Consider the following 25,574-nt stretch of genomic DNA (forward strand, 5'->3'; position numbering starts at 1 on the left):
TTTGGTGCCGGATTCGAAATCTCTCGCAGAACCACGGGATGCGATGTCTGTCAGGATAGATGCGGAAATGTCGGGCGCGGTTCCGGACAGTGAGGGCAGCCGCCCCGAGGGTCGGCGCCGTACCGGCGGGCTCCGTGACGGCGGGCTCCCTGACGGCAGACTCGGCCGGCTGCTCCGCGGGCCCCGCCCCGAGACCGTACCGACCTTCGTCGCCCGCGCCTGCACCCTCGTAGGCCTCCTGAACGTCGCGTCCGGCGTCTTCCCGCGCTTCAGGCACAGCCGCATGCACGCGATCGCCGAGGTCCTGCCCGGCGCGCTCGGCCCCTTCGCCGCCGCCCTCGCGCTCAGCTCCGGCGTCCTCCTGCTGCTGCTCGCGCACGGCCTGCGCCGCCACAAGCGGCGGGCCTGGCGGGCCGCCGTGGTGCTGCTCCCGGTCGGGGCCGTGGCCCAGTTCGCCTACCGGCACTCGATCATCGGCGTACTGATCTCGCTGGCGCTCCTGACGCTGCTCATGCGCCACCGGGGCGAGTTCGCCGCGCTGCCCGACCCCCGCAGCCGGTGGCGGGCGCTGGCCAACTTCGTGCTCCTGGGCGCCGGTTCCCTCCTCCTCGGCCTGGTGATCGTAAGCGCCCACCCGGGCAACGTCATCGGCGATCCGAGCATCACGGAGCGGCTGGCCCACGTCCTGTACGGCCTGTTCGGCTTCGAAGGCCCGGTCGACTACTACGGACGTACGTCGTGGACGGTCGCCTACTCCCTCGGAGCGCTCGGCCTGCTCACCGCGATCACCACCATCTACCTGGCCTTCCGCCCCGAACACCCGGCCGCACGCCTCACCGAGGACGACGAGACGAAGCTGCGCGCCCTGCTCGACAAGCACGGTGCCCGCGACTCGCTCGGCCACTTCGCGCTCCGCCGCGACAAGGGCGCCGTCTTCTCGCCCAGCGGCAAGGCGGCGGTCACCTACCGCGTCGTCTCCGGGGTGATGCTCGCGAGCGGCGACCCGATCGGCGACGTGGAGGCCTGGCCCGGCGCGATCGAACGCTTCATGGACGAGGCGAAGGCCCACTCCTGGACGCCCGCCGTCATGGGCTGCTCCGAGACGGGCGGCGAGGTCTGGACACGCGAAACCGGCCTCGACGCCCTCGAACTGGGTGACGAGGCGGTGGTGGATGTCGCGGATTTCTCCCTGTCCGGGCGTGCGATGCGCAACGTACGCCAGATGGTGAAGCGGATCGAGCGCAATGGCTACGAGACGCGCGTACGGCGCGTGCGTGACCTCGGGGAGCGGGAGCTTGAGCGGATACAGCGCGCCGCTGACGACTGGCGCGGCACCGACACCGAGCGCGGCTTCTCCATGGCGCTCGGCCGGATCGGCGACCCCGGCGACGGCGACTGTCTGATCGCGACCGCCCACAAGGCGGACGCCGAACCGGGCCCCTACGGAGACCTCAAAGCTGTCCTCCACTTCGTTCCGTGGGGCAAGGACGGCGCCTCCCTCGACCTCATGCGCCGCGACCGCTCGGCCGACCCCGGCATGAACGAGCTGCTCATCGTGGCCGCCCTCCAGGCCGCCCCGAAGCTCGGCATCGCCCGCGTCTCGCTCAACTTCGCGATGTTCCGCGCGGCCCTCGCCCGCGGCGAGAAGATCGGCGCGGGGCCCGTCCTGCGCGCCTGGAGGGGCCTGCTCGTCTTCCTCTCCCGCTGGTTCCAGATCGAGTCCCTGTACAAGTTCAACGCGAAGTTCCGCCCCCGCTGGGAGCCCCGCTTCGTCGTCTACCGCTCCTCCAAGGACCTCCCCCGCATCGGTTTCGCCGCCATGCAGGCCGAGGGCTTCGTCACGCTCGCACTGCCCCGCTTCCTGCGCGGGGCCGGGGCGCAGCGCCGCCCCTGCCCGCACCGGACCGCGGAGCGCGAGGTCCAGGCGGCGTAGAGCCCGCCCCCACGGGCCTAGGCTGGAGGCATGAGTACGTTGAGCGGGCGGGGATCGGTCGAGGGGCTGCCGGAGTGGGGCCGCTGTGCGGTCATGGGGGTCGTGAACGTGACCCCCGACTCCTTCTCCGACGGAGGCCGCTGGTTCGACACCACGGCCGCCGTCAAGCACGGCATCGACCTCGTCGTCCAGGGCGCCGACCTGGTCGACGTGGGCGGTGAGTCGACCCGTCCCGGCGCCTCGCGCGTGGACGAGGACGAGGAGCTGCGGCGCGTGGTCCCCGTCGTGCGGGGGCTCGCGGCCGAGGGCGTGACGGTGTCCGTGGACACGATGCGCGCCACCGTCGCCGAGCAGGCGCTCGCCGCGGGCGCCGTCCTGGTGAACGACGTCAGCGGCGGCCTCGCAGACGAGCGCATGGTCCCCGCGGTCGCCGCCGCCGGGGCGCCCTTCGTGGTCATGCACTGGCGCGGCTTCCTCACCGACATGCACGCCAAGCCCGTGTACGAAGACGTGGTCTCCGAAGTCGTCGACGAGCTCCACGCGCGCGTGGAGGCCGCCATCGAGGGCGGCATCGCCCCCGGGCGCGTCGTCGTCGACCCGGGTCTCGGCTTCTCCAAGGACGCCGAGCACGACCTGGCGCTCCTGGCCCGGCTCGACCGCCTCCATGAGCTCGGCCACCCGATCCTGGTCGCCGCCTCCCGCAAGCGTTTCCTCGGCCGGGTCCTCGCGGGCCCCGAGGGCGCGCCGCCGCCCGCCCGTGAGCGCGACGCCGCCACCGCCGCCGTCTCCGCCATCGCGGCCCACCAGGGCGCCTGGGCGGTCCGCGTGCACGAGGTGCGGGCCACCGCCGACGCGGTCCGTGTCGCACACGCCGTGACCAGCGCGGCCGGCGGCTCTCTGTGACCGCGGCGCGGACGGACGTCGAGCAGGTCGAGGCGGCCAACACGGCCTTCTACGAAGCGCTGGAGCGCGGCGACTTCGACGAGCTCTCCGACCTGTGGCTGGACACGGAATCGGCCCTGGCCACGGAAACGGCCGGCCCCGACGGCCTTGACGACCCCGAGGACCGGGGCCTTGGGGACGACGAGGAAGACGACGAAGCCGCGATCTCCTGCGTCCACCCCGGCTGGCCGGTCCTCACGGGCCGCGGCGAGGTCCTCAGGTCGTACGCGCTGATCATGGCGAACACGGAGTACATCCAGTTCTTCCTCACCGACGTGCACGTCGGCGTCGCCGGTGACACCGCCCTGGTGACCTGCACCGAGAACATTCTCAGCGGCGGCCCGCCGCCCGAGGCCGGCGGTGAGCTCGGCCCGCTCGTCGGCCAGCTCGTGGTCGCCACGAATGTGTTCCGCCGCACAGCCGACGGCTGGAAGCTCTGGTCGCACCACGCCTCACCCGTACTCGCCGAAACCGATGACGAAGAGGGCGAGGAGTCACCCTCCTGAGTGGGTAGGCGGGCGTACAGGAGCCCCCGCGGGCAAGGACTGTCAGAGCTCGCAGGTAGATTCGATCGAGGCTGCTGTGCCGACCGCACTCGGCGCAGGCCTGCCGATACCGACGATTGCAGGAGTGATTCGCGTGGATCGTGTCGCGCTGCGCGGCCTCAAGGCCCGTGGACACCACGGTGTCTTTCCGCGGGAACGCGAAGAGGGCCAGACCTTCATCGTGGACCTGGTCATTGGCCTGGACACGCGAGCGGCGGCGGCCGACGACGACCTGGCGAAGACCGTGCACTACGGCATCGTGGCCGAGGAGGTCGTGGCCGCCGTCGAAGGCGAGCCCGTGGACCTCATCGAGACGCTCGCCGAACGCATCGCCCAGACGTGTCTGAAGCACGAAGGAGTCCTGGAGGTCGAGGTGTGCGTCCACAAACCGGACGCCCCGATCACCGTCCCCTTCGACGACGTGACCGTCACCATCACCCGGAGCCGAGTATGACCGCGTTTTCCACGCAAGGGCAGAGCGACCCGACCGTCCAGCCGGTTCCCACCGCCGTGGTCGAGCAGGTGGACGCCGCCGACACCACCCTCTCCAACCCCAAACGCGCCGTGATCTCCCTGGGCAGCAACCTCGGCAACCGCCTGGAGACGATCCAGGGCGCCGTCGACGCCCTGGAGGACACCCCCGGCCTGCGGGTCAAGGCGGTCTCTCCGGTGTACGAGACGGAGCCCTGGGGCGTCGAGCCCGGCACGCAGCCGTCGTACTTCAACGCGGTGGTCGTGGTGAAGACGACCCTGCCGCCGTCCTCGCTCCTGGAGCGGGCGCACGCCATCGAGGAAGCCTTCCACCGCGTACGGGACGAGCGGTGGGCCGCACGCACGATCGACGTCGACATCGTGGCGTACGCGGACGTCGTCTCTGACGACCCCGACCTCACGCTCCCCCACCCGCGCGCGCACGAGCGGGCCTTCGTGCTCGCCCCCTGGCACGACGTGGAGCCCGACGCGCACCTCGCCGGCCGCGGCGCGGTCGCGGAGCTGCTCGACAAGATCACCCGCGATGGCGTCACGCCCCGTGCCGACCTGGAACTCCGGCTGCCCGAGTAGTCGTTAGGGTCTAACGGACCCGCACGACGAGTTGGCGGGTCCGTACGACGACGAAGGGTCCATCCGTGAAGCAGCTGCGCATCAGGACACTGGCCGGCCTCTTCGTGGTGGCCGGAGTGCTGTCCTGGGCGGGCGCCCGGCTGTGGGACTCCGTCGGTACCCTCCCGCGGGTCCCGCTGGCCGCTCCCATCGTGCTCGCGGTGATCGCCGCGGTGCTCCTCGCCACGGCGCTCTCGCTGCGGGCCAGGCTGCGCGCGCAGCGCGAGCGGCGTCCCGGCGCCAAGGGCGTCGAGCCGATGATGGCCGCGCGGGCCGTCGTCTTCGGCCAGGCCAGCGCCCTGGTCGCCGCCCTCGTCGCCGGGATGTACGGCGGCACGGGCGCCTTCCTCCTGGAGTATCTCGACGTCCCGGCCCGCCGGGACCAGGCGATCTACGCGGGCCTCTCACTCGTGGCGGGCATCGCGGTGATAGCGGCCGCCTTCTTCCTGGAGCGGGTCTGCAAGCTCCCGGAGGACGACGACGAGAACGGCGAGAGGGCCGCGGCCGCCTGAGACGGCTTTTGCCGCCGGACGGGGCCTAGCGCGCCATGATGAGGCTCATCGCCTCGCTGCGCGTCGCGGGGTCCCGCATCTGCCCGCGCACCGCCGACGTGATCGTCTTGGCGCCCGGCTTGCGCACCCCGCGCATGGTCATGCACATGTGCTCGCACTCGACGACGACGATGACGCCACGCGGCTCAAGGATCTCCATCAGGGAGTCCGCGATCTGCGTGGTCAGCCTCTCCTGCACCTGCGGACGGCGCGCGTACACGTCCACGAGGCGGGCGAGCTTCGACAGGCCGGTGATCTTGCCGTCGGACGACGGGATGTAGCCGACGTGCGCGACGCCGTGGAACGGCACCAGGTGATGCTCGCAGGAGCTCTGCACCTCGATGTCCTTCACCAGGACCATCTCGTCGTGGCCCAGGTCGAACGTCGTCGTCAGGACGTCCTCGGCCTTGAGGCGCAGACCGCCGAATATCTCCTTGTACGCGCGTGCCACGCGTGCGGGAGTCTCCCGCAGACCCTCACGGTCCGGGTCCTCCCCGACCGCGATCAGCAGCTCGCGCACGGCGTTCTCGGCACGCTTCTCGTCGAACTCGCCGATCGCGCCCTCGCCGTCCAGCGTCACGGGGTCGGTCATATGTGTGCCTCGTTCCTGGCGTCCCGCATCAGTGCGTATGAAAAAACTGGTGCGTATGAAAAAACTGCGCCCCCCAGGCTAGAACCAGGGGGGCGCAGCATCCATTCCGGGCCTGCTGAGGCGCTCGGGGTCAGCTCTCGGGGCTGTCCTCGGGGGCCACCTCGATGCCGGTCGAGGGCTGGGACTCCGTCGCACCGGCGGTCACCGCGGGGGTGGCGCCGTTCGCTCCGTTCGTCAGTGACAGCTCCCGGGGGGAGAGCACCGGCGGGCGGGTCGAGGGCGTGCGCCGGGTGGAACCGGTCCACGCCGGGCGAGCCGGGCGCTTCACGATGCCGGCGAAGACCTCGGCGATCTGCTCCTTGTTCAGGGTCTCCTTCTCAAGGAGCTGGAGGACCAGGTTGTCGAGAACGTCGCGGTTCTCGACGAGGATCTCCCACGCCTCGTTGTGCGCGGTCTCGATGAGCTTCTTGACCTCTTCGTCGACCAGCGCCGCGACCTCTTCCGAGTAGTCGCGCGGGTGACCCATCTCTCGGCCGAGGAACGGCTCGGTGTTGTCACCGCCGAACTTGATCGCGCCGAGCCGCTCGGTCATGCCGTACTGCGTGACCATGGCCCGTGCGGTCGCGGTGGCCTTCTCGATGTCGTTCGCCGCGCCCGTCGTCGGGTCGTGGAAGACGAGCTCCTCGGCCGCGCGCCCGCCCAGCATGTATGCGAGCTGGTCGAGCATTTCGTTGCGCGTGGTCGAGTACTTGTCCTCTTCGGGCAGGACCATCGTGTAACCGAGGGCCCGTCCGCGCGACAGGATCGTGATCTTGTGGACCGGGTCCGAGTTCGGAGACGCCGCGGCGACCAGGGCGTGACCGCCCTCGTGATACGCGGTGATCTTCTTTTCCTTGTCGGACATGATCCGGGTCCGCTTCTGCGGGCCCGCCACAACGCGGTCGATCGCCTCGTCCAACGCGTGGTTGTCGATCAGCTTCTTGTCGCCGCGCGCCGTCAGGAGCGCCGCTTCGTTCAGCACGTTCGCCAGGTCGGCACCGGTGAAGCCAGGCGTACGCCTGGACACCGCGCCCAGGTCGACGTCCGGGGCGACCGGCTTGCCCTTCTGGTGCACCTTGAGGATGTCCAGACGGCCGATCATGTCCGGGCGGTCGACGGCGATCTGCCGGTCGAAACGTCCGGGGCGAAGGAGCGCCGGGTCGAGGATGTCGGGCCGGTTCGTGGCGGCGATCAGGATGACGCCGCCCTTCACGTCGAAGCCGTCCATCTCGACGAGGAGCTGGTTCAGCGTCTGCTCGCGCTCGTCGTGACCGCCGCCCATACCGGCACCGCGGTGACGGCCGACGGCGTCGATCTCGTCGACGAAGACGATCGCCGGGGCGTTCGCCTTGGCCTGCTCGAAGAGGTCACGCACACGCGAGGCACCGACACCGACGAACATCTCGACGAAGTCGGAACCCGAGATCGAGTAGAAGGGGACGCCGGCCTCACCCGCGACAGCGCGCGCGAGGAGCGTCTTACCCGTACCGGGCGGGCCGTACAGGAGCACGCCCTTGGGGATCTTGGCCCCGACCGCCTGGAACTTCGCCGGCTCCTGGAGGAACTCCTTGATCTCGTGCAGCTCCTCGACGGCCTCGTCGGCTCCGGCCACATCGGTGAACGTCGTCTTGGGGGTGTCCTTGGTGATCAGCTTGGCCTTGGACTTCCCGAACTGCATGACCCGGGAGCCGCCGCCCTGCATCTGATTCATCAGGAACAGGAAGACAACGACGATGAGTACGAAGGGGAGCAGGGAAAGAAGGATGCCGACGAACGGGTTCTGCTTCGACGGCGAGACGGTGTAACCGTCCGGGATCTTCTTGTCCTGGTACTTGTCCTGCAAGATCTTGGCGATGGCGACGCCCTGGTCGCCGATGTAGCTCGCCTGGATCTTGCTGCTGTCCTTGATCTTCTGGTCGCCCTTGAGTTCGACCTTGATGGTCGACTCGTCACCGGTGGTGAGCTTGGCTGATTCGACCTTGTCGTCGTTGATCGCCTGCACTACCTGGCCGGTGTCCACCGTCTTGTAGCCGCCGGACGAACCGACGACCTGCATCAACACGACCACGGCAAGGACGGCCAGCACGATCCACATGACTGGCCCACGGAAGTATCGCTTCACGTCCATCCATACGGAGCGAAGACGCCCCGTCCCTCCTGCCATAGTGAGTTTGATAAAGACTGTTCTTCGGACGGTACCCCAGCATTGTCACCCGAAGCCGCACGGGACGGCTGACAAACCCGTCTTCGCATGCTTCAACGGCGGGAAACGGGTGAGGGTTCCCGGCCGCTCGTGCGGAGTTGGCCGGGAGGCCGGGGATTCAGCCGCCGTAGACGTGCGGAGCGAGGGTGCCGACGAACGGCAGGTTGCGGTACTTCTCCGCGTAGTCCAGGCCGTACCCGATGACGAACTCGTTCGGGATGTCGAACCCGACCCACTCCACGTCGATCGCGACCTTGGCCGCCTCCGGCTTGCGCAGCAGCGTGCACACCTTCAGCGACGCGGGCTCGCGCGAACCCAGGTTGGAGAGCAGCCAGGACAGCGTCAGACCGGAGTCGATGATGTCCTCGACGATCAGGACGTGCTTGCCCTTGATGTCGGTGTCCAGGTCCTTGAGGATCCGCACGACACCGGAGGACTGGGTGCCCGCGCCGTACGACGACACGGCCATCCAGTCCATGGTGAGCGGGGTGGACAGCGCACGCGCCAGGTCCGCCATGACCATCACCGCGCCCTTGAGCACTCCGACGATCAGCAGGTCCTTGCCCGCGTACTCCGCGTCGATCTTGGCGGCCAGCTCAGCCAGCTTCGCGTCGATCTCTTCCTTGGTGATGAGCACCGACTGAAGGTCGGTGCCCATGTCTTTCGCGTCCACCCGCATCACTTTCGGTCGTCCGTCCCACCGGCCGCGCCGGGGCCAGGAGCCCCTCGGTCAACAGCCTTGCCGGATCACCAGTCTGCCACCCTGGCGCTGGGCGACGACTTTGCCCGGGAGGTTGATGGCTCCCTGGCCTCGCCAGCCGGTGATCAGACGGTCGACCTCTTCGAGGTGTCTGGCGAACAGCGCACCGGCCGGGGCGCCCGCCTCGATGGCCGCGCGGCGCACGATGCGGCGGCGTACGGCGGGCGGCAGGGCGTAGAGCTTGGCGCACTCCAGGAGGCCCGCGGCGTCGCGCACGGAGGCTTCCGCCTGCGCGGCCCAGGTGTCCAGGGCGTCGGCATCGTCCCGGGACAGCTGGGCCGTACGGGCGAGTGCTTCCACGACGCCTTTGCCGAGCGCCTTCTCCAGCGCGGGCAGGCCTTCGTGCCGCAGCCGGGAGCGCGTGTAGGCGGGGTCGGTGTTGTGCGGGTCGTCCCAGACGGGCAGCGACTGGACCATGCAGGCCTTGCGGGCGGTCTGCCGGTCGATGTGCAGGAACGGGCGGCGGTAGCGGCGGTCGGCGCCCGGTCCGCCGGACACGGCCGCCATCCCGGACAGGGAGCGGATGCCGGAGCCGCGGGCGAGGCCGAGCAGGACGGTCTCGGCCTGGTCGTCACGGGTGTGGCCGAGCAGGATCGCGGCGGCGCCATGGCGGTCGGCGACGGTGTCGAGCGCGCCGTACCGTGCGTCGCGGGCCGCGGCCTCGGGGCCGCCGTCCCTGCCGACGTCCACGGCGACGGACTCGATGGGGTCGAGGCCGAGGGCGGTGAGCCGCGCCACGACTTCCGCGGCGCGCAGGTCGGACCCGTCCTGCAGCCCGTGGTCGACGGTGACGCCGCCGGCGCGGATGCCGAGTTTGGGGGCCTCGAAGGCGAGGGCGGAGGCGAGGGCCATGGAGTCGGCGCCACCGGAGCACGCGACGAGCACGAGTGGCGCGGGGGCCTGCCCGTGTGGAGGGTGGGGCTGAGCGGGGCGTGCGGGGTCCGCGGGGGGTGCGGGGACGTGCTGGGGGCTGCGCTGTGCGTCGGCGCGCGGGGGATCTGTGCGCGGGGTATCTGTGCGCGGGGTATCTGTGCGCGGGGTATCTGTGCGCGGGGTATCTGTGCGCTGGAGGTCGGTCAGTACGTCGTGGAGTACGCGGCGGACCGCCAGGCGTATCGCCGCGACCGCAGGATGGGGACCCATGTCCGGTTCCCTTCGTGAAATTCGGGGGTGAGCCTCGGACCTGTCACTCAGGACCGCGCTCGAGAGATCGGGCCTCAGCCAGATCTCACGAGGTTAGTCACTCAGAGTGTGTTGATGGTGACAGAGCCGAGCCGTTCCCCGAGCATTGCACGCCTACCCATGGCTCACGGTCCCTCGGACGGGTGATTGCGGGGGCGTTCTCCTGCCATCGGCCGCATCTCGCTCCTTTACTGCCCTCGCTCCCCCTTACGGTGCATCCGCGCGACCCAGTCCGCCGGTTTGGCGATCTCCGCCTTGGTGGGCAGCGTGTTCGGCGAAGTCCACACCCGGTTGAAGCCGTCCATCCCGATCTCGCCGACGACCGCGCGCACGAAACGCTCGCCGTCCCTGTATTGGCGCAATTTCGCGTCGAGGCCGAGCAGCTTGCGCAGGGCCTGGTCAAGGCGGCTCGCCCCGCGGGCACGGCGCTGCTGGAACTTCTCGCGGATTTCGTTGACGGAGGGCACCACGTCGGGACCGACGCCGTCCATCACGAAGTCCGCGTGGCCCTCAAGGAGGGACATGACGGCCGTGAGGCGGGCGAGGATCTCGCGCTGGGCGGGGGTCTGGACGAGCTCCACGATGGAGCGGCCCCCGTCCTCCTCCTCGCCCTCGGGTCGGCCTCCGGCGAAGGACTGGGCCGCTTCCCTGATGCGCTCCAGGAACGTCATCGGGTCGACTTCGGTCTCCGAGAGGAATGACTGGATCTCACCTTCGAGGTGGTCCCGCAGCCAGGGCACGGCGGAGAACTGCGTGCGGTGCGTCTCCTCGTGCAGGCACACCCAGAGCCTGAAGTCATGGGGGTCCACGTCGAGTTCGCGCTCCACGTGCACGATGTTCGGCGCCACGAGGAGGAGCCTGCCGCCGCCGTTCGTTCCCGCGGGGAGGTCACGGGTGCTCGGGGCGAAGGTCTCGTACTGCCCGAGGACACGGGAGGCCAGGAAGGAGAGCAGCATCCCCAGCTCGACGCCGGTGACCTTGCCGCCGACGGCTCCGAGCACGGCGCCGCCGGGGCCGCCGCCGCGGCGGTCCTGCATCTTGTCCAGGAGGGGCTTGAGGATCTCCCGGAAGCCCGCGACGTTCGCCCGGATCCATCCGGCCCGGTCGACGACGAGCACCGGGGTGTCGTGGGTGTCCTCCGTGCCCATCCGGGTGAAGGAACGGACGTGCTCCTCCGAGGACTTGGCATGTTTACGGAGCTCGGCGACGATGGCCCGTGCCTCGTCCCGGCTCACTTCTGGACCCGGCCGCACGAGCCGTGTCGCGGTCGCCACCGCGAGATTCCAGTCGACCATCTCCGCACCACCGATGCTCGTCATGCGTCAACGGTACGTGGTCGGCCCCTCCAACGGAGGGGGTTGAACCCCCAGATTGCCCTGGCCCCACCCCGTAGGGGCCAACGGAACCCCAGTGCCCGTCAGCGGCACCCGCACTTCGCCACCGCCGACGCCATGCCGTCCAGGGCTGCCTGTGCCGCCTTTGGGTCTGTTGTTCCCGTGGTCATGAATGCGAAGACCAGGAGTCGGCCGTCCGCGTCCACGACCGTGCCCGCCAGGGTGTTCACGCCCGTCAGGGTGCCCGTCTTGGCGCGTACGACGCCGGTGCCCGGGGAGTCCTTGGGGTAGCGGTCGACCAGCGTGCCGGTGAATCCTGCCACCGGCAGGCCCGTCACCACCGAGCGGAGTTCGGGGTGGGCGGGGTCGGCGGCGCGGGCCAGGAGCGCGGCCAGCAGTTCGGCGGAGCTGCGGTCGGCGCGGTCCAGGCCGCTGCCGTCGGCGAACTTCGTGCCGTCGAGCGGCAGTCCGGCCTTCTTGAGCTGGGCCCCGATCGCCCTGGCGGCGCCGTCGAAGCTCGCCGGTTCCTTCGAGGCGAGCGCCGCCTGGCGGGCCAGCGCCTCGGCGATGTCGTTGTCGCTGTGCGTCAGCATCCGCTCGACGAGGGCGGAGAGGGGCGGGGACTCGACCTTGGCAAGGGACTCGGCACGGTCGGTCACCTTGGATGGGCCGGGGTCCTTCTTCTTTTTGGTACCCGTCTCGATGCCCTGCTTTTCCAGGAACCCCTCGAACTTCTTCGCCGCCTCCGCCGCCGGGTCACCCGCCCGCGGGGCCGGGCCGCTGGAGGAGTCGTCGAGGCGGCCCTCGTCGGCCATCAGGGCGCTGACCAGGCTGAGGTTCTCGTTCGGGCCGATGGGGTGCTGCGGCTGCCCGGCGTACAGCGAGGTGTCGTACGACAGGGTCACCTTGTCCGTGCCGCGGTCCTTCAGGGCGCGCGCGGTGTCCTCGGCCAGGTCACGCAGGCTCGCGGCGCTTCCCGAGTAGGGGCCGTCCTTGCGGGCGGTGAGCGTGGGGTCGCCGCCTCCCACCAGGACGACTTTCTTCGAGTCCGGCTCGATGACCGTCTTCGTGGTGATGCGGTGGTCCGCACCTGCCGAGGCCAGCGCGGCGACCGCCGTGGCGATCTTGGTGGTGGACGCGGGCGTCAGGGTGTCGCGGCCCCCCTTGCCGTAGACGCGCCGCCCGGTCCCCGCGTCGATGACGACCGCCGTGCGCTCGGGGCCGAGCGCCTTGTCCTTCAGGAGCGGGTCGAGGACACCCGCGAGCGCCTTGCCGTCCGGCGCCGGCGCGGAGCCGCCGTGCGCGGAACCGACGGGGACGCCGAGCCCGCTGAGCACGGAGGGGGCGCTCGGGGCGGCCGAGGGCGCCCGACCGGACGTACGACCGCCGTGATCTGTGCCACCCCCGCCCTCCTGGGAGGCCGCCCAGTCACGCTCGGCCGTACGCTGACCGGAGGAGTCCCAGGGGCCGGCCGCGGCCACCGCACCGGCCGCGATCGCGAGTCCGACGGTGGCGGCACCCGCCGTGAGCTGCAAGGTCTTGAGTTTCGCAGAAGCCTTGAGGGCGGCAGGGAACGTGGCCGCCGACGGTCTCGGAAGCTGCCGCAGCAGCTTCTGGGCCTGCTGCCGGGTCTGCTGCCAAGGCTTGAGCTCCGGCACGACGACCAGCCCCTTTCGCGATCACACATCTGCGTGAGGGACACTTAACCACCCGAAGTATGTGCTGATCATGGAGGAGCCACCCGTGGAGTTCGACGTCACCATCGAGATTCCGAAGGGTTCGCGGAACAAGTACGAGGTGGACCACGAGACCGGCCGGATCCGCTTGGACCGTCGCCTCTTCACGTCGACCAGCTACCCCGCTGACTACGGCTTCGTCGAGAACACCCTCGGCGAGGACGGTGACCCGCTGGACGCCCTCGTCATCCTGGACGAGCCGACCTTCCCGGGCTGCCTCATCAAGTGCCGCGCGATCGGCATGTTCCGGATGACCGACGAGGCGGGCGGCGACGACAAGCTGCTCTGCGTCCCGGCATCGGACCCGCGCGTCGAGCACCTGCGCGACATTCACCACGTCTCCGAGTTCGACCGCCTGGAGATCCAGCACTTCTTCGAGGTCTACAAGGACCTGGAGCCCGGCAAGTCCGTCGAGGGCGCCGACTGGGTCGGCCGAGCCGACGCCGAGGCCGAGATCGAGAAGTCCTACAAGCGTGCCGAGGCCCAGGGTCACTGAGTTCCCTGTTTGCTCACCGGACGGGCCGCGTGGTCTTCACCAGGACCACGCGGCCCGTTCGCGTATCTGTGCGCATACTGTTCGTACGGGAGGTGCGCAAGGTTCGTATGTGGGAGCGAGGCAAGAACGAGTGGCTGACCAGGAGACCGAGGACCGAAAGCCACAGTCGGATGAGGCACGCAGCGCGTTCAGCCCGCCCGCCGGCGTAGTGCCGCAGCCACCGGCTCTCGAGGACGAATCGCAGACGACCTCGGAGTTCGCGATCCCGAACGGCCTTGCGAACCCCGCGACGGTCACGCAGGAGACCGAGAAGTCGGCGTTCACGACGCCGCACACCTACAGCTCCCGCAACGCGCCGCCCGCCTTCACTCCCCCGCACGGCATACCTCTGGTCAAGCTCACCAAGGAAACGCCGTGGCAGGACCAGATGCGCACGATGCTGCGCATGCCGGTCACCGAGCGGCCCACTCCGGAGGCGACGCAGAAGCACGAGGACGAGGCCGGGCCCGCCGTGCCCCGCGTGCTCGACCTGACGCTGCGTATCGGCGAGCTGCTGCTCGCGGGCGGCGAGGGCGCGGAGGACGTGGAGGCGGCGATGTTCGCCGTCTGCCGCAGCTACGGCCTCGACCGCTGCGAGCCGACCGTGACGTTCACGCTGCTCTCGATCTCGTACCAGCCGTCCCTGGTGGACGACCCGGTCACGGCCTCCAGGACGGTACGCCGCCGTGGCACCGACTACACGCGTCTCGCGTCGGTCTTCCACCTGGTGGACGACATCAGCGACACGGACATCGAGGTCTCCCTTGAGGAGGCCTACCGCCGGCTCGCGGCCATCCGCCGTAACCGCCACCCCTACCCCGGCTGGGCGCTCACGGCGGCCGGCGGGCTGCTCGCGGGCTCGGCCTCCGTGCTCGTCGGCGGTGGCGCCCTGGTCTTCCTGGTCGCGGCGTTCGGCGCGATGCTCGGCGACCGGCTCGCCTGGCTGTGCGCGGGCCGCGGACTGCCGGAGTTCTACCAGTTCGTGGGGGCCGCGATGCCGCCCGCCGCGATGGGCGTCACGCTCAGCCTCGTGCACTCCCAGGAGGTCAACGCGTCCGCGGTGATCACCGGTGGGCTCTTCGCGCTGATCCCGGGAAGAGCCCTGGTGGCCGGCGTCCAGGACGGCCTGACCGGCTACTACATCACGGCGGCCGCCCGTCTCCTTGAGGTCTGCTATCTCGTCGTGGGCATCGTCTGCGGTGTGCTGCTCGTGCTGTCGCTCGGCGTGATGCTGGACGCGACGAGCCTGCAGCCCGAGACGACGTTCGTGGCGACCGACTCGCGTCCGGTGATCCAGATCCTGGCCTCGATGGCGCTGAGCCTCGCCTTCGCGATAATGCTCCAGCAGGAACGGAACACCGTACTGATCGTGACCCTCAACGGCGGCATCGCCTGGGTCATGTTCGGCGCCCTCGCGCAGACGCCGCTGGAGCTCTCGCCGGTCGCCGCGACGGCCGTCGCGGCCGGGCTCGTGGGCCTGTTCGGGCAGCTCTTCTCGCGCTACCGCTTCGTCTCCTCGCTGCCGTACGTCACCGCGGCCATCGGCCCGCTGCTGCCCGGTAGCGCCACGTACTTCGGACTGCTCGCCCTCGCTCAGAACGACATGAACACGGGCATCAGCTCGCTCACCAAGGCGGCGGCGACGGCCCTGGCCATCGCGATCGGCGTGAACCTGGGCAGTGAGGTCTCGCGGCTGATCCTCAAGGTGCCGGGCGCCACCACGGCGGCGAACCGCCGCGCGGCGAAGCGGACGCGAGGGTTCTGACCGTTCTGGCCAGAAGCCCCGTCGCCCGCCGAGTCAGCGCTTCGCGTGCCGGCCGCGCGATGCCGGGGTGGCCCCGTGGGCGTCGCCATCGGCCGCCGCCGCCTTCTTGGACTTGCTGCGCGCCCGCAGGAACTCGATCGCGATCGGCACCACCGAGATCAGGACGATCAGGATGAGGATCGCCTCGATGTTCTTGTGCACGAAGTCGATGTTGCCGAGCCACGCGCCGAGCAGCGTGACGCCCGCGCCCCACAGGACGCCGCCGATGATGTTGAACGTGATGAACGAGCGGTACCGCATGCCGCTGACGCCCGCGATGATCGGCGTGAACGTCCGCACGATGGGCACGAAGCGGGCAAGGACCAGCGACTTCGGGCCGTACTTCTCGAAGAAATCGTGCGCCTTGACCACGTTCTCCTGCTTGAACAGCTTGGAGTCCGGGCGGTTGAAGAGCGAGGGGCCGACCTTCTTGCCGAAGAGGTAGCCCGCCTGGTCGCCGAGGATCGCCGCGACGCAGACGAGGACGACACAGAGCCAGAGCGGGAAGTCGAGCTGCTTCGTCGTGATCAGCAGGCCCGTCGTGAACAGCAGCGAGTCACCCGGCAGGAAGAAGCCGATGAGCAGGCCCGACTCGGCGAAGACGATCGCGAGCAGACCCCAGATCCCGAACGTGTTCAGGAGGTAATCCGGATCCAGCCAGCTTGGTCCGAGCGCAAGCGTCGTCACGGTTCGGGGCTCCTGTGGGTGAGAGGGCGGTGCGGCGGGGATGGCCGCCCAAAGCTATCAACGCCAGGTGACGCGCCCAGGTTCCACGGTTCTCCCCAGGGCTGCCGCGTACAACAGGTTATCGGTCCGCCTTCGGCCTCCCCGCCCGCTCCCGGCGCCTCAGCAGAAGCAGAACCAGAAGCAGAACCGGAAGCAGAACCGGACGTCAGCTGTTCCGCGCCCCGTTCGCGACGATCGCGTCCCGCATATAGACGGCGAGCCCGGGCCGGATGGCCTCGTACGTGGCCGTGAAGCGCTCGTCCGCCACGTACATCTCGCCGAGGCAGGTGTGGAGCTCGTGCGGGCAGGTGTAGTGCCAGCGCGAGATGAGCAGGCGGTGCTCCTCCGCGACGTCCATCGCCTCTTCGGAGTCCGCGGGCGTCCCCTGGTCGAGCAGATCCCCCATGCGCGCGTGCAGGGCGTTGAACCCGTCGGTGATCCGCTGATAGTCCTCCTTTGTGTACGAGGCGGCCTTGAGCTGCGACTCCTTGTAGGCGTCGGTGTCGCCCCAGCGTCGCTCGACCTCCTCCGCGTACTGGTCGGGGTCGTGGTCTCCGAAGACCTCGAACTTCTCCTCGGGCGTGAGGTTGATGCCCATCTTTTTCGCCTCCATGGCGGTCTCGACGGCGGCGGCCATCTCCTGGAGCTTGGTGATCCGGGCGGTCAGCAGCTCGTGCTGCCGGCGCAGATGCACGCGTGGGTCCGTCTCCGGGTCGTCCAGGAGGGCGGCCACCTCGTCGAGGGGGAAGCCGAGCTCCCGGTAGAACAGGATCTGCTGCAGCCGGTCCAGGTCGGCGTCGCTGTAGCGCCGGTGACCCGCGTGGCTGCGCCCGCTCGGCACGAGCAGGCCGATCTCGTCGTAGTGGTGCAGCGTGCGCACCGTCACCCCGGCGTAACCGGCGACCCGTCCCACGGAGTAGCTCATGGCCTCCGCCCTCTCTTTTCGGTACGCGGCTCAGCCTGGGTCCTCACGCCACGTGAGGTGCAAGTGCAGGCTCCGGCACCCCGCCATATCCTCGCCAGCAGGGACAGAAAACCTCACCCACGAGGAGACCGCCCATGCCGCGCCGCCACCCCGGCCCCGAGCAGCCCAAGAAGCGCACCCTCTCGGTGAACCCCTTCTACGGAGAGGCCAACCCGGTCAGCGGCATGACCGAGGCGCCGCCCAAGCACCGCCTCCCCGATGGGCCGCTGCCGCCCACGACGGCGTACCAGCTGGTGCACGACGAGCTGATGCTGGACGGCAACTCACGGCTCAACCTCGCCACCTTCGTCACGACGTGGATGGAGCCGCAGGCCGGCGTCCTGATGGCGGAGTGCCGGGACAAGAACATGATCGACAAGGACGAGTATCCGCACACCGCCGAGCTGGAGAAGCGCTGTGTGGCGATGCTCGCCGACCTCTGGCACGCGCCGGACCCTTCGGGCGCCGTCGGCTGTTCGACGACGGGGTCGAGCGAGGCGTGCATGCTCGCCGGGATGGCGCTCAAGCGCCGCTGGGCCACGGCCGAGCGGAACCGTGACCGCTACCCCTCCGCGTCCGCCCGCCCGAACCTCGTCATGGGCGTCAACGTCCAGGTGTGCTGGGACAAGTTCTGCAACTTCTGGGAGGTCGAGGCGCGCCAAGTCCCCATGGAGGGTGACCGGTTCCACCTCGACCCGGTGGCCGCCGCCGAGCTCTGCGACGAGAACACCATCGGGGTCGTGGCGGTGCTCGGGTCCACGTTCGACGGTTCGTACGAGCCGGTCGCCGAGCTCTGCGCGGCCCTCGACGACCTCCAGGAGCGCACCGGTCTCGACATCCCCGTGCACGTGGACGGCGCGTCCGGCGCGATGGTGGCGCCCTTCCTCGACGAGGATCTGGAGTGGGATTTCCGCCTCCCCAGGGTGGCGTCGATCAACACCTCGGGACACAAGTACGGCCTGGTCTATCCGGGCGTCGGCTGGGCCCTGTGGCGGGACGCGGACGCGCTTCCCGAGGAGTTGGTCTTCCGGGTGAACTACCTGGGCGGTGACATGCCGACGTTCGCGCTGAACTTCTCCCGGCCCGGCGCGCAGGTCGTGGCGCAGTACTACACGTTCCTGCGTCTGGGCCGCGACGGCTACCGCGCGGTGCAGCAGGCCGCCCGTGACGTCGCCCGCGGCCTCGCGGACCGTATCGAGGCGCTGGGCGACTTCCGAATGCTCACCCGGGGCGACCAGTTGCCGGTGTTCGCCTTCACGACCCTGGACGACGTGAAGGCGTACGACGTCTTCGACGTGTCACGGCGGCTGCGCGAGCGGGGCTGGCTGGTGCCCGCGTACACCTTCCCGGCCCATCGCGAGGATCTGGCGGTGCTCCGCGTGGTCTGCCGCAACGGCTTCACGGCCGACCTCGCGGAGCTCTTCCTGGCGGACCTGAGCAGCCTGGTGCCCGAACTGCGGGAGCAGCCGCACCCGTTGACCCGGGACCGCGAGGCCGCGACCGGCTTCCACCACTGAGGGGTCCGGAGGAGGGGCCAGAGGGGCTACTTGTCGAGCGCCCCGAACCTCCTCACGGCCAGCGGCATGAAGACGCCCACAAGCACCACGGGCCACGCCACTGCAAGCAGCCCGGCGTGCCCGGCCGCCCAGGACGTCCCCACCACTCCGGGGTCGTTGCCGAACAGGTCACGCACCGCGGTGGCCGTCGCCGACATGGGGTTCCACTCGACCACCGCGCCGAGCCAGCCCGGCATGTTCTGCGGGACCGTGAAGGCGTTGGACAGGAAGCCCACCGGCCAGACCAGGATCTGTACGGCCACGACCAGCTCCGGCTTGCCCGCGACCATCGCCAGGTGGATGCCGATCCACAGCATCGCGAACCGCAGCAGGAGCAGCAGCCCGACCGCGCCGAGCGCGGCCCCGAACGAGCCGTGCCAGCGCCAGCCGATCGCGAGGCCCACGCCGGTCATGACGAGCAGCGAGGCCAGCGACTGGAGCATGTCGGCGGCCGAACGGCCCACGAGGACGGCACCGTTGGTCATCGGCATGGACCGGAACCGGTCGATCACGCCCTTGTTGAGGTCCTGGGTGACGGCGACCATCGTGGCGTCAAGGCCGAAGGCCATGGTCAGGGCGAACATGCCGGGCACCAGGAACTCGGCGTAGTCGCCCTCGATGCCTTTGCCGCCGCCGATCAGGTAGTTGAACATCAGCAGCAGCATCACCGGGAAGACCAGGCCGACGAGGACCTGCACGGGCTGGCGCGCCCAGTGGGCGAGTTCGCGCCGCGTCATGGTCCAGGAGTCGACCGCGGCCCACTTGGCGGGCGTGCCGCTCGTCATCGCCGTACGGCTGATCGGCTTCGTAGGGCTGGTTGTCGTCGTACTCACACGGCCTCCTTCGTACGTTCCTGGTCATCCGCTCGGCCCGTGAGCCGCAGGAACACCTCGTCCAGGGTCGGCCTGCGCACCGCGATGTCCTCCGCCTCCACACCGGCGTCCCGCAGGGCCTGTACGACCCCCGTGAGCGCCTCCATGCGGTCCACCACGGGCGCGCTGGCCAGCCGCCGGTCCGCGTCCAGCGTGGCCTCGCCGGGCAACAGCCTTGCCGCGAGCTCCAGTTGTGAGCCGTCCCGCACCACCACGTCGATCCGGTCACCGCCGATCTTCGACTTCAGCTCGTCCGCCGTGCCGTCCGCGATGACCCGGCCCCGGTCGATCACCGAGATGCGGTGGGCGAGCTGGTCCGCCTCTTCCAGGTACTGCGTGGTGAGCAGCACCGTCGTACCGCCGTCGACCAGCGTGCGCACCGCCTCCCAGACCTCCGTGCGGCCCCGCGGGTCGAGGCCCGTGGTCGGCTCGTCCAGGAAGAGCACGTCGGGCTCCGTGATGAGCGAGGCGGCCAGGTCCAGGCGGCGGCGCATGCCACCGCTGTACTGCTTGACCGCCTTGCGGCCCGTGTCCCCGAGCCCGAACCGCTCCAGGAGCTCGTCGGCCCGCCCGCCCGCGCGCCGGGCACCCAGGTGGTAGAGCCTCCCGAACATGTCCAGGTTCTGCCGGCCGCTCAACTCCTCGTCGAGCGCGGCATGCTGGCCGAGCAGACCGATACGCCTGCGCACCTCGTCGGGCTGCCTCCGTACGTCGTACCCGGCGACCTCCACCCTTCCCTCGTCCGCCCGCAGCAGCGTGGCGAGCACCCGCACCGCCGTGGTCTTGCCCGCGCCGTTCGGACCGAGCACGCCGTGCACCGTGCCGCGCCCGACCACCAGATCGAGGCCGTCGAGCGCCTGCTTCTCCCCGTACCGCTTCCGTGCGCCCTCGACGACGATCGCGTCCGTCATCCGTCTCCCTCCGAGCTGCCACCACCTCGTAGTCAAACTTGACTACAAGCTCAACGCGAAGGAAGGTATCCCCGGAGACGGGATTAGTCAAACTTGATCAGCGTGATTAATCAAACTTGATCAGTCATCGTCTTCCGCGTGCGGCTCACCGGACGCGTACGGGTTTTCCTCACCCTCGGCGAGGACACCCACGAAGGGCTCCCCCTCCCCCGCGAACGTGTACGCCCCGCCTTCGATCCGCTCGATCAGACCGGCGGTCCACTCCACGCCACTGTCCGCCGTGTGGACCCAGAGGTTCATGATCTCGCCGATGTGCCCGATCGATTCGGGGCCGGCCTCGGGCGTGTAGTACTCCGTGACGGACTTCCGCCACTCCTCGACGTTCCGCACCCGCTGCCTCAGCAGCTCGACCGCTTCGCCGCGGGGCAGGTCGACGATGCAGCCGAGGGCCGCCGAGAGCACGTCGGGCCGCTGGTCGTACGAGACCAGGGCGGCCCGGATCAGGCTCAGGTACTCCTCGGTGCCCGCCTCGGTGATCTCGTACTCCGTGCGCGGCGGTCCGCCCGCGGTCGAGGGCGCGATCTCGTGCGCGAGCAGCAGGCCTTGCTTGGCCATCTGCTTCAGCGCGTGGTAGATCGAGCCGGGCTTGGCGTTGGACCACTCGTGGGCGCCCCAGTACTCCAGGTCGTTGCGCACCTGATAGCCGTGGGCCCGCCCCCCGTGCTGACGGACGGCGCCGAGGACGAGGAGTCGGATCACCGACATGAGGCCACCTCTTTCTAATCAACTTTGATTAGAATAGCGGGCCCCTTTTCCTACCAGCTCTCGCCGCGCTCCAGGGCCACCAGCTCGAACGCCGTCTTGCCGTCGAGGGTCTCGCGGATGATGTCGGCGTGACCCGAGTGCCGGGACATCTCGGTGATCAGGCGAAGCAGCACCCACCGCATCGACACGTCCTCCTTCGGGAACCACGGCTGGTCGGGAAGCGAGAAGGTCTCGTCCAGCGTGGGCCGGGAGCGGATGAACTCCTCGGTGCGGCGCGCGACTTGGTCCCAGTACGCGAGCGCCGACTCGACCGTCTCGCCCTCGACCAGGCGGAAACACTCGTCCCAGTTCGCCTCGGTGCGCGCGACCGCGGGGTCGACGCCCATCGCCCGCGCGATCCAACCCTCCTCGACCTCCGCGACGTGCTTGAGCAGCCCGCCGAGCGACAGCTCGCTCGCGCTCGGCTTGGCGGCGGCCTGCGTCTCGCTCAGGCCGATCAGCGACCGCCGGATGCCGCCGCGCTCGGCGTCGAGGAAGGCGAGCAGCGCGCCGCGCTCGTCGCCGGGGGCCTCTGCGTTGACGTGGGTGACCATGGGGTCCGCCTCTCTTGGAGAGCCAGGTGAAGCCTGCCGGGCTTTCCGACACCACGAACGTTACGGACCCTTGCGGTCAGCTTCTGTCCGCAAGGGTCCGGGGCGGTCCGGGGCGGTCCGGGAGTTCACGACGTAGGCGAGGCAGCTCTCCGAAGGCCGGGACTGCTCAGAAGGGGAAGCGGGACCTGCCGTGCTGCACCGAGATCCACTTCTGCGTCGTGAACGCGTCCACCGTCGAGTCGCCGTTCAGCCGTCCCACGCCCGAGCTCTTCTCGCCGCCGAAGGGCACGATCGGCTCGTCGTGCACGGTGCCGTCGTTCACGTGGAACATGCCGCTGTCGATCCGCCGCGCGAACCGCACGCCGCGCTCGACGTCGGCGGTGTGGACGGCGCCGCTGAGCCCGTACGGAGTGTCGTTGGTGAGGCGTACGGCCTCTTCCTCGCCGTCGAAGGGTACGAGCAGCGCCACCGGGCCGAAGATCTCCTGGCGCAGCACCGGGGAGTCGGCCGGCAGGTCCGTCAGGACGGTGGGCGACACGAGGTTGCCGTCGGTGCGGCCGTGCAGGAGCGCCTTCGCGCCCGCGGCGATCGTCTGGTCGACGAGCTTGGTCACCGCGTCCGCCTGGGAGGAGTTGATCAGCGGGCCGATGTGGGTCGCGGGGTCCGCCGGGTCGCCGACGTTCAGGGACGCGGCCTTCGCGACGAACTTCTCGGTGAACTCGGCCTCAAGGGAGCGGTCCACCAAAATGCGGTTGGCGGCCATGCAGACCTGGCCCTGGTGCACGAAGCGGCTGAAGACCGCCGCGTCCACGGCGTAGTCGACGTCCGCGTCGTCCAGGACGACCAGCGCGCTGTTGCCGCCGAGCTCCAGGATCGAGCGCTTGAAGTTCGCGGCGCAGACCGTGGCGACATGACGGCCCACGCGATCGGAGCCGGTGAAGGAGATGACGCTCGGCACCGGGTGTTCGATGAACGCGTCACCGATCTCGGCGATGTCCGTGATGACCACGTTGAGCACGCCGGTCGGCAGGCCCGCGTCCTCGAACAGCTTGGCAAGGAAGCTGCCGCCCATCACGGGGGTGTTCTGATGCGGCTTGAGCACCACCGCGTTGCCGAGGGCGAGCGCCGGGGCGACCGTCTTGAGGGAGAGCAGCAGCGGGAAGTTGAAGGGGCTGATCGTCCCGACCACGCCCACCGGCTCGCGGTAGAGGCGGTTCTCCTTGCCGTCGCCGGGCGACGGCAGGATGCGGCCCTCGGGCTGCAGCGCGACGTGGACGGCCTCGCGCAGGAATTCCTTGGTGAGGTGGATCTCGAAGGCGGCCTTGAGCCGGGTGCCGCCCAGCTCGGCGACGATCGCCTCGGATATCTCTTCCTCACGGTCCTCGATGATGCGCAGGGCGCGCTCGAAGACGGCGCGCCGGGCGTAGGGGCTGGTCGAGCCCCACTCCTTCTGTGCGCGCTCGGCCGCCCGGTAGGCCTGGTCCACCTCGTCCACCGTCGCGACGGTGATCGACGCCAGCTTCTCCCCGTTGTACGGATTGAAGTCGATGATGTCCCAGGAGCCGGAGCCGGCCTTCCACTCACCGTCGATGAACTGGTGAGCCAGGTCAGTGAAGAAGGACATGAGACCCCTTGCCGCAGTCTGTGCAGACATCTGATTTCACGTCATCGTACTGACGAGTCACGTCAGTTGGAGCAGACCACGGAGAAGATCCCGACTATCGGCCGGATTCGGGCTGTCGCTCTGCAGCTGGCCGACCACCCGCTCGTACTGGCCGACTTCCTCGGCCTTGTCGAGGTACAGGGCTCCCGTCAGCTGCTCCACGTACACGACGTCGGAAAGGTCCGACTCCGGGAAGCGCAGCATGGTGAACGCTCCGCTTTCACCCGAGTGCCCACCGAAACTGAACGGCATGACCTGGAGGGTGACATTCGGCCGTTCGGAAATGTCGATCAGGTGCTGAATCTGACCGCGCATCACTTCCCGGTCCCCGTACGGGCGTCGCAGCGCCGCCTCGTCGAGTACACAGTGGAAGCGGGGCGCACGCTCGGAGATGAGCAGTTTCTGGCGCTCAAGGCGCAGGGCGACGCGGCGCTCGATGTCGGCCTTGCTCGCGCCCTTCATACCCCGTGCGACGACCGCGTGGGCGTACGCCTCGGTCTGCAACAGGCCGTTGACGAACTGGACTTCATAGACGCGGATGAGCGACGCGGCGCCTTCGAGGCCGACATACGTCTGGAACCAGCCCGGCAAGATGTCCGAGTAACTGTGCCACCAGCCGGCGAGGTTGGCCTCTTTGGCGAGCGAGAGCAGGGCGACCCGCTCGGCCTCGTCGGTGACGCCGTACAGCGTCAACAGGTCCTCGACGTCCCTGGACTTGAAACTCACACGTCCCAACTCCATGCGGCTGATCTTCGATTCGGATGCGCGGATCGAGTAGCCGGCCGCCTCGCGGGTGATGCCGCGCGATTCCCTCAGGCGCCTGAGTTGCGAGCCAAGGAGCATGCGCCGTACGACCGAGCCGCTCGACTCCCCTGCGGTCACTTCGCTCAATCCTCCCCATCACTTGGAAGCCAGCAGTCTGCCATTAAACGCTTCAGGCCGTACTCGTTCGGTTACAGAAACGGAAAGCCTTCGGAAGTCCTCCACAAGAAGTCGTAGGAAGAAATGGGCAAGAAGTGGCACGGGAACGACCAAGTCCGGCGCGTGCACGTGCATCTGCCCTTGCATCTGCTGTACGCATTCGGAACCATGGTCCGCGCGCACCCGCTGCGTCACCGTCGCATCGAGCTGTACCGATGCGTCGCAGCGTCGCTTTACCGACCGCACCACCGCTTCATCGCTATGACCGCGAAACCGGGGAGTGCCTCGCATGGGGACGAATGGATCGACCATGCTCGAGCCGTTACGGCAGGGGCTTCCCCCACTCGACCCCTCGGCCGTCTCCAGCGCCGCATCCTGCTCCCTGCCCGCCCGCTATGAAGCGGTGGGCAGCGCGCGGCAGTTCACGCGCAAGACGCTGAAGCAGTGGGAACTGGAAGAGCGCTTCGACGACGTCGCCCTTGTCGTCTCCGAACTGGTCACCAACGCTCTCAGACACGCGCTGCCGTCCGACACCCCGCGCAGCGAACAAGGCCCGCCGGTGCGGCTGCACTTGATGCGCTGGACCTCGCGTCTGGTGTGCGCGGTGCGTGACCCCAGCGACGACAGTCCGGTGGCGCGCGAGACCGACGACGACTTCTCCGCCGAATCGGGCCGCGGCCTCTTCCTGGTGGACTCGTTCAGCGACAGCTGGGGCTGGCACCCGCTCGCGGGCGCGCTGCGGGGCAAGGTCGTCTGGGCGCTTTTCCAGCTGGTGTAGCTGTTTCAGCTGATGTAGCTGGTGTAGCTGTTCCAGCTGGCGTGGACGGGCGGGGCGGTGGCTAGCCGCCTATGAGGCCGTCGAACTCCCCGTCCTTCATCCCGAGCAGCATCGCCTCTATCTCGGCGCGCGTGTAGACGAGCGCGGGACCGTCGGGAAACCGCGAGTTGCGTACGGCGACGTCGCCGCCCGGCAGTTTCGCGAACTCCACGCAGGCGCCCTGCGAGTTGCTGTGCCTGCTCTTCTGCCAGGCCACCCCGTGCAGCTCCGTGGCAGCCATGCCGTTAAACACGTGGTGCACAGGTCGCTCCCCGGTGGTGCCAGTGACTGGTGTGGCTCTAGAAGGCTCTAGACATCTCTAGATGCAGTGGTCAACTGTCCGGGATCATAGCGGTGTTCACATGCCGATGCATGGGCAGATGCACGTGCACGCGCGGTGGTCTCTTGATTACAGCTCTGTCAGCACCTGCCCAGGCCCTCGCATGACATGCGAACCCGGCCGTCCCCCGTCCCTCCACCAGGAAGGACGCATACCGCGCCCTTCCTGTTCCAGGATTCACGTATCGGT

Annotated in this window: 25 protein-coding genes; 10 read left to right on the top strand and 15 right to left on the bottom strand. The window is 69.3% G+C overall.

Annotation, left to right across the window (positions count from 1 at the left end; all coding sequences use genetic code 11):
• Positions 1-43 precede the first annotated feature (43 nt).
• The 6 genes from ACGFX9_RS28000 to ACGFX9_RS28025 all read left to right on the top strand — a co-directional run bounded on the left by ACGFX9_RS28000 (position 44) and on the right by ACGFX9_RS28025 (position 5,033).
• Positions 44-1,933 (top strand): phosphatidylglycerol lysyltransferase domain-containing protein, encoded by a 1,890-nt coding sequence (locus tag ACGFX9_RS28000; RefSeq protein ID WP_393477850.1) that lies wholly within the window; start codon positions 44-46, stop codon positions 1,931-1,933.
• A 30-nt stretch (positions 1,934-1,963) separates the two neighbouring features.
• Complete coding sequence (folP, locus tag ACGFX9_RS28005) at positions 1,964-2,836, top strand: dihydropteroate synthase (protein ID WP_393477855.1); 873 nt, start codon at positions 1,964-1,966, stop codon at positions 2,834-2,836.
• Positions 2,833-3,381, top strand: a complete 549-nt coding sequence (locus ACGFX9_RS28010; RefSeq protein ID WP_393477858.1) for a nuclear transport factor 2 family protein — start codon at positions 2,833-2,835, stop codon at positions 3,379-3,381. The genes folP and ACGFX9_RS28010 overlap by 4 nt, the downstream gene beginning before the upstream one ends.
• A 133-nt stretch (positions 3,382-3,514) precedes the next feature.
• Complete coding sequence (gene folB, locus ACGFX9_RS28015) at positions 3,515-3,874, top strand: dihydroneopterin aldolase (protein ID WP_393477862.1); 360 nt, start codon at positions 3,515-3,517, stop codon at positions 3,872-3,874.
• Positions 3,871-4,482 carry a 2-amino-4-hydroxy-6-hydroxymethyldihydropteridine diphosphokinase gene (gene folK / locus ACGFX9_RS28020; protein ID WP_393477867.1) on the top strand — a complete coding sequence of 204 codons (612 nt, stop codon included), beginning with the start codon at positions 3,871-3,873 and terminating at the stop codon, positions 4,480-4,482. The genes folB and folK overlap by 4 nt, the downstream gene beginning before the upstream one ends.
• A 65-nt stretch (positions 4,483-4,547) precedes the next feature.
• Positions 4,548-5,033: a DUF3180 domain-containing protein gene (locus ACGFX9_RS28025; protein WP_393477870.1), complete on the top strand. Its 486-nt coding sequence runs from the start codon at positions 4,548-4,550 to the stop codon at positions 5,031-5,033.
• A gap of 25 nt (positions 5,034-5,058) precedes the next feature.
• Here the strand turns inward: ACGFX9_RS28025 and folE are convergent, their stop codons facing one another.
• The 6 genes from folE to dacB form a co-directional block, all read right to left on the bottom strand.
• Positions 5,059-5,664 (bottom strand): GTP cyclohydrolase I FolE, encoded by a 606-nt coding sequence (folE, locus tag ACGFX9_RS28030; protein WP_393477873.1) that lies wholly within the window; start codon positions 5,662-5,664, stop codon positions 5,059-5,061.
• A gap of 130 nt (positions 5,665-5,794) precedes the next feature.
• Positions 5,795-7,831 (bottom strand): ATP-dependent zinc metalloprotease FtsH, encoded by a 2,037-nt coding sequence (ftsH, locus tag ACGFX9_RS28035; protein ID WP_393477876.1) that lies wholly within the window; start codon positions 7,829-7,831, stop codon positions 5,795-5,797.
• Positions 7,832-8,024: 193 nt separating this feature from the next.
• Positions 8,025-8,585 carry a hypoxanthine phosphoribosyltransferase gene (hpt, locus tag ACGFX9_RS28040; RefSeq protein ID WP_135330538.1) on the bottom strand — a complete coding sequence of 187 codons (561 nt, stop codon included), beginning with the start codon at positions 8,583-8,585 and terminating at the stop codon, positions 8,025-8,027.
• Between the two features lie 51 nt (positions 8,586-8,636).
• The gene (tilS, locus tag ACGFX9_RS28045; protein WP_393477878.1) at positions 8,637-9,809 is read right to left on the bottom strand and encodes a tRNA lysidine(34) synthetase TilS; all 1,173 of its coding nucleotides are present in this window, start codon (positions 9,807-9,809) and stop codon (positions 8,637-8,639) included.
• Between the two features lie 227 nt (positions 9,810-10,036).
• Positions 10,037-11,167: a zinc-dependent metalloprotease gene (locus tag ACGFX9_RS28050; protein WP_393477881.1), complete on the bottom strand. Its 1,131-nt coding sequence runs from the start codon at positions 11,165-11,167 to the stop codon at positions 10,037-10,039.
• 98 nt (positions 11,168-11,265) lie between these two features.
• A complete protein-coding gene (gene dacB / locus ACGFX9_RS28055; protein WP_393477884.1) occupies positions 11,266-12,840 on the bottom strand; it encodes a D-alanyl-D-alanine carboxypeptidase/D-alanyl-D-alanine-endopeptidase in 1,575 nt (524 codons plus the stop codon).
• 85 nt (positions 12,841-12,925) lie between these two features.
• Here dacB and ACGFX9_RS28060 point away from each other — a divergent pair, with 85 nt between their 5' ends.
• Entirely contained in the window at positions 12,926-13,414 is a 489-nt protein-coding gene (locus tag ACGFX9_RS28060; RefSeq protein ID WP_135330561.1) for an inorganic diphosphatase, read from the top strand.
• 130 nt (positions 13,415-13,544) lie between these two features.
• Positions 13,545-15,218, top strand: coding sequence for a threonine/serine exporter ThrE family protein (locus ACGFX9_RS28065; RefSeq protein WP_393477886.1), 1,674 nt, complete (start codon positions 13,545-13,547; stop codon positions 15,216-15,218).
• A gap of 33 nt (positions 15,219-15,251) precedes the next feature.
• On the opposite strand, the gene ACGFX9_RS28070 is transcribed toward ACGFX9_RS28065, so the two are convergent.
• Positions 15,252-15,944 (bottom strand): DedA family protein, encoded by a 693-nt coding sequence (locus ACGFX9_RS28070; protein WP_393477889.1) that lies wholly within the window; start codon positions 15,942-15,944, stop codon positions 15,252-15,254.
• Positions 15,945-16,149: 205 nt separating this feature from the next.
• On the bottom strand, positions 16,150-16,908 hold the full coding sequence (locus tag ACGFX9_RS28075; protein ID WP_393477893.1) for a MerR family transcriptional regulator: 759 nt from the start codon (positions 16,906-16,908) through the stop codon (positions 16,150-16,152).
• Positions 16,909-17,042: 134 nt separating this feature from the next.
• Here ACGFX9_RS28075 and ACGFX9_RS28080 point away from each other — a divergent pair, with 134 nt between their 5' ends.
• Positions 17,043-18,464: a glutamate decarboxylase gene (locus ACGFX9_RS28080; protein ID WP_393477897.1), complete on the top strand. Its 1,422-nt coding sequence runs from the start codon at positions 17,043-17,045 to the stop codon at positions 18,462-18,464.
• A 26-nt stretch (positions 18,465-18,490) separates the two neighbouring features.
• On the opposite strand, the gene ACGFX9_RS28085 is transcribed toward ACGFX9_RS28080, so the two are convergent.
• The 6 genes from ACGFX9_RS28085 to ACGFX9_RS28110 form a co-directional block, all read right to left on the bottom strand.
• Positions 18,491-19,288, bottom strand: coding sequence for an ABC transporter permease (locus ACGFX9_RS28085; protein ID WP_393478610.1), 798 nt, complete (start codon positions 19,286-19,288; stop codon positions 18,491-18,493).
• A 44-nt stretch (positions 19,289-19,332) separates the two neighbouring features.
• A complete protein-coding gene (locus tag ACGFX9_RS28090; protein ID WP_393477902.1) occupies positions 19,333-20,286 on the bottom strand; it encodes an ATP-binding cassette domain-containing protein in 954 nt (317 codons plus the stop codon).
• Between the two features lie 120 nt (positions 20,287-20,406).
• Entirely contained in the window at positions 20,407-21,051 is a 645-nt protein-coding gene (locus ACGFX9_RS28095; RefSeq protein WP_393477905.1) for a PadR family transcriptional regulator, read from the bottom strand.
• A gap of 50 nt (positions 21,052-21,101) precedes the next feature.
• Complete coding sequence (locus ACGFX9_RS28100; RefSeq protein ID WP_393477909.1) at positions 21,102-21,644, bottom strand: DinB family protein; 543 nt, start codon at positions 21,642-21,644, stop codon at positions 21,102-21,104.
• A gap of 166 nt (positions 21,645-21,810) precedes the next feature.
• Positions 21,811-23,268 carry an aldehyde dehydrogenase family protein gene (locus ACGFX9_RS28105; protein WP_393477913.1) on the bottom strand — a complete coding sequence of 486 codons (1,458 nt, stop codon included), beginning with the start codon at positions 23,266-23,268 and terminating at the stop codon, positions 21,811-21,813.
• Between the two features lie 57 nt (positions 23,269-23,325).
• The gene (locus ACGFX9_RS28110) at positions 23,326-24,189 is read right to left on the bottom strand and encodes a helix-turn-helix domain-containing protein (protein WP_393477918.1); all 864 of its coding nucleotides are present in this window, start codon (positions 24,187-24,189) and stop codon (positions 23,326-23,328) included.
• A gap of 328 nt (positions 24,190-24,517) precedes the next feature.
• Here ACGFX9_RS28110 and ACGFX9_RS28115 point away from each other — a divergent pair, with 328 nt between their 5' ends.
• Entirely contained in the window at positions 24,518-25,006 is a 489-nt protein-coding gene (locus tag ACGFX9_RS28115; protein WP_393477923.1) for an ATP-binding protein, read from the top strand.
• Between the two features lie 61 nt (positions 25,007-25,067).
• Here the strand turns inward: ACGFX9_RS28115 and ACGFX9_RS28120 are convergent, their stop codons facing one another.
• Entirely contained in the window at positions 25,068-25,307 is a 240-nt protein-coding gene (locus ACGFX9_RS28120) for a DUF397 domain-containing protein (RefSeq protein ID WP_393477928.1), read from the bottom strand.
• Positions 25,308-25,574: the final 267 nt, after the last annotated feature.

Origin of the sequence: Streptomyces sp. NPDC048436, assembly GCF_043200355.1 — a bacterium.
Lineage (GTDB): Bacteria > Actinomycetota > Actinomycetes > Streptomycetales > Streptomycetaceae > Streptomyces.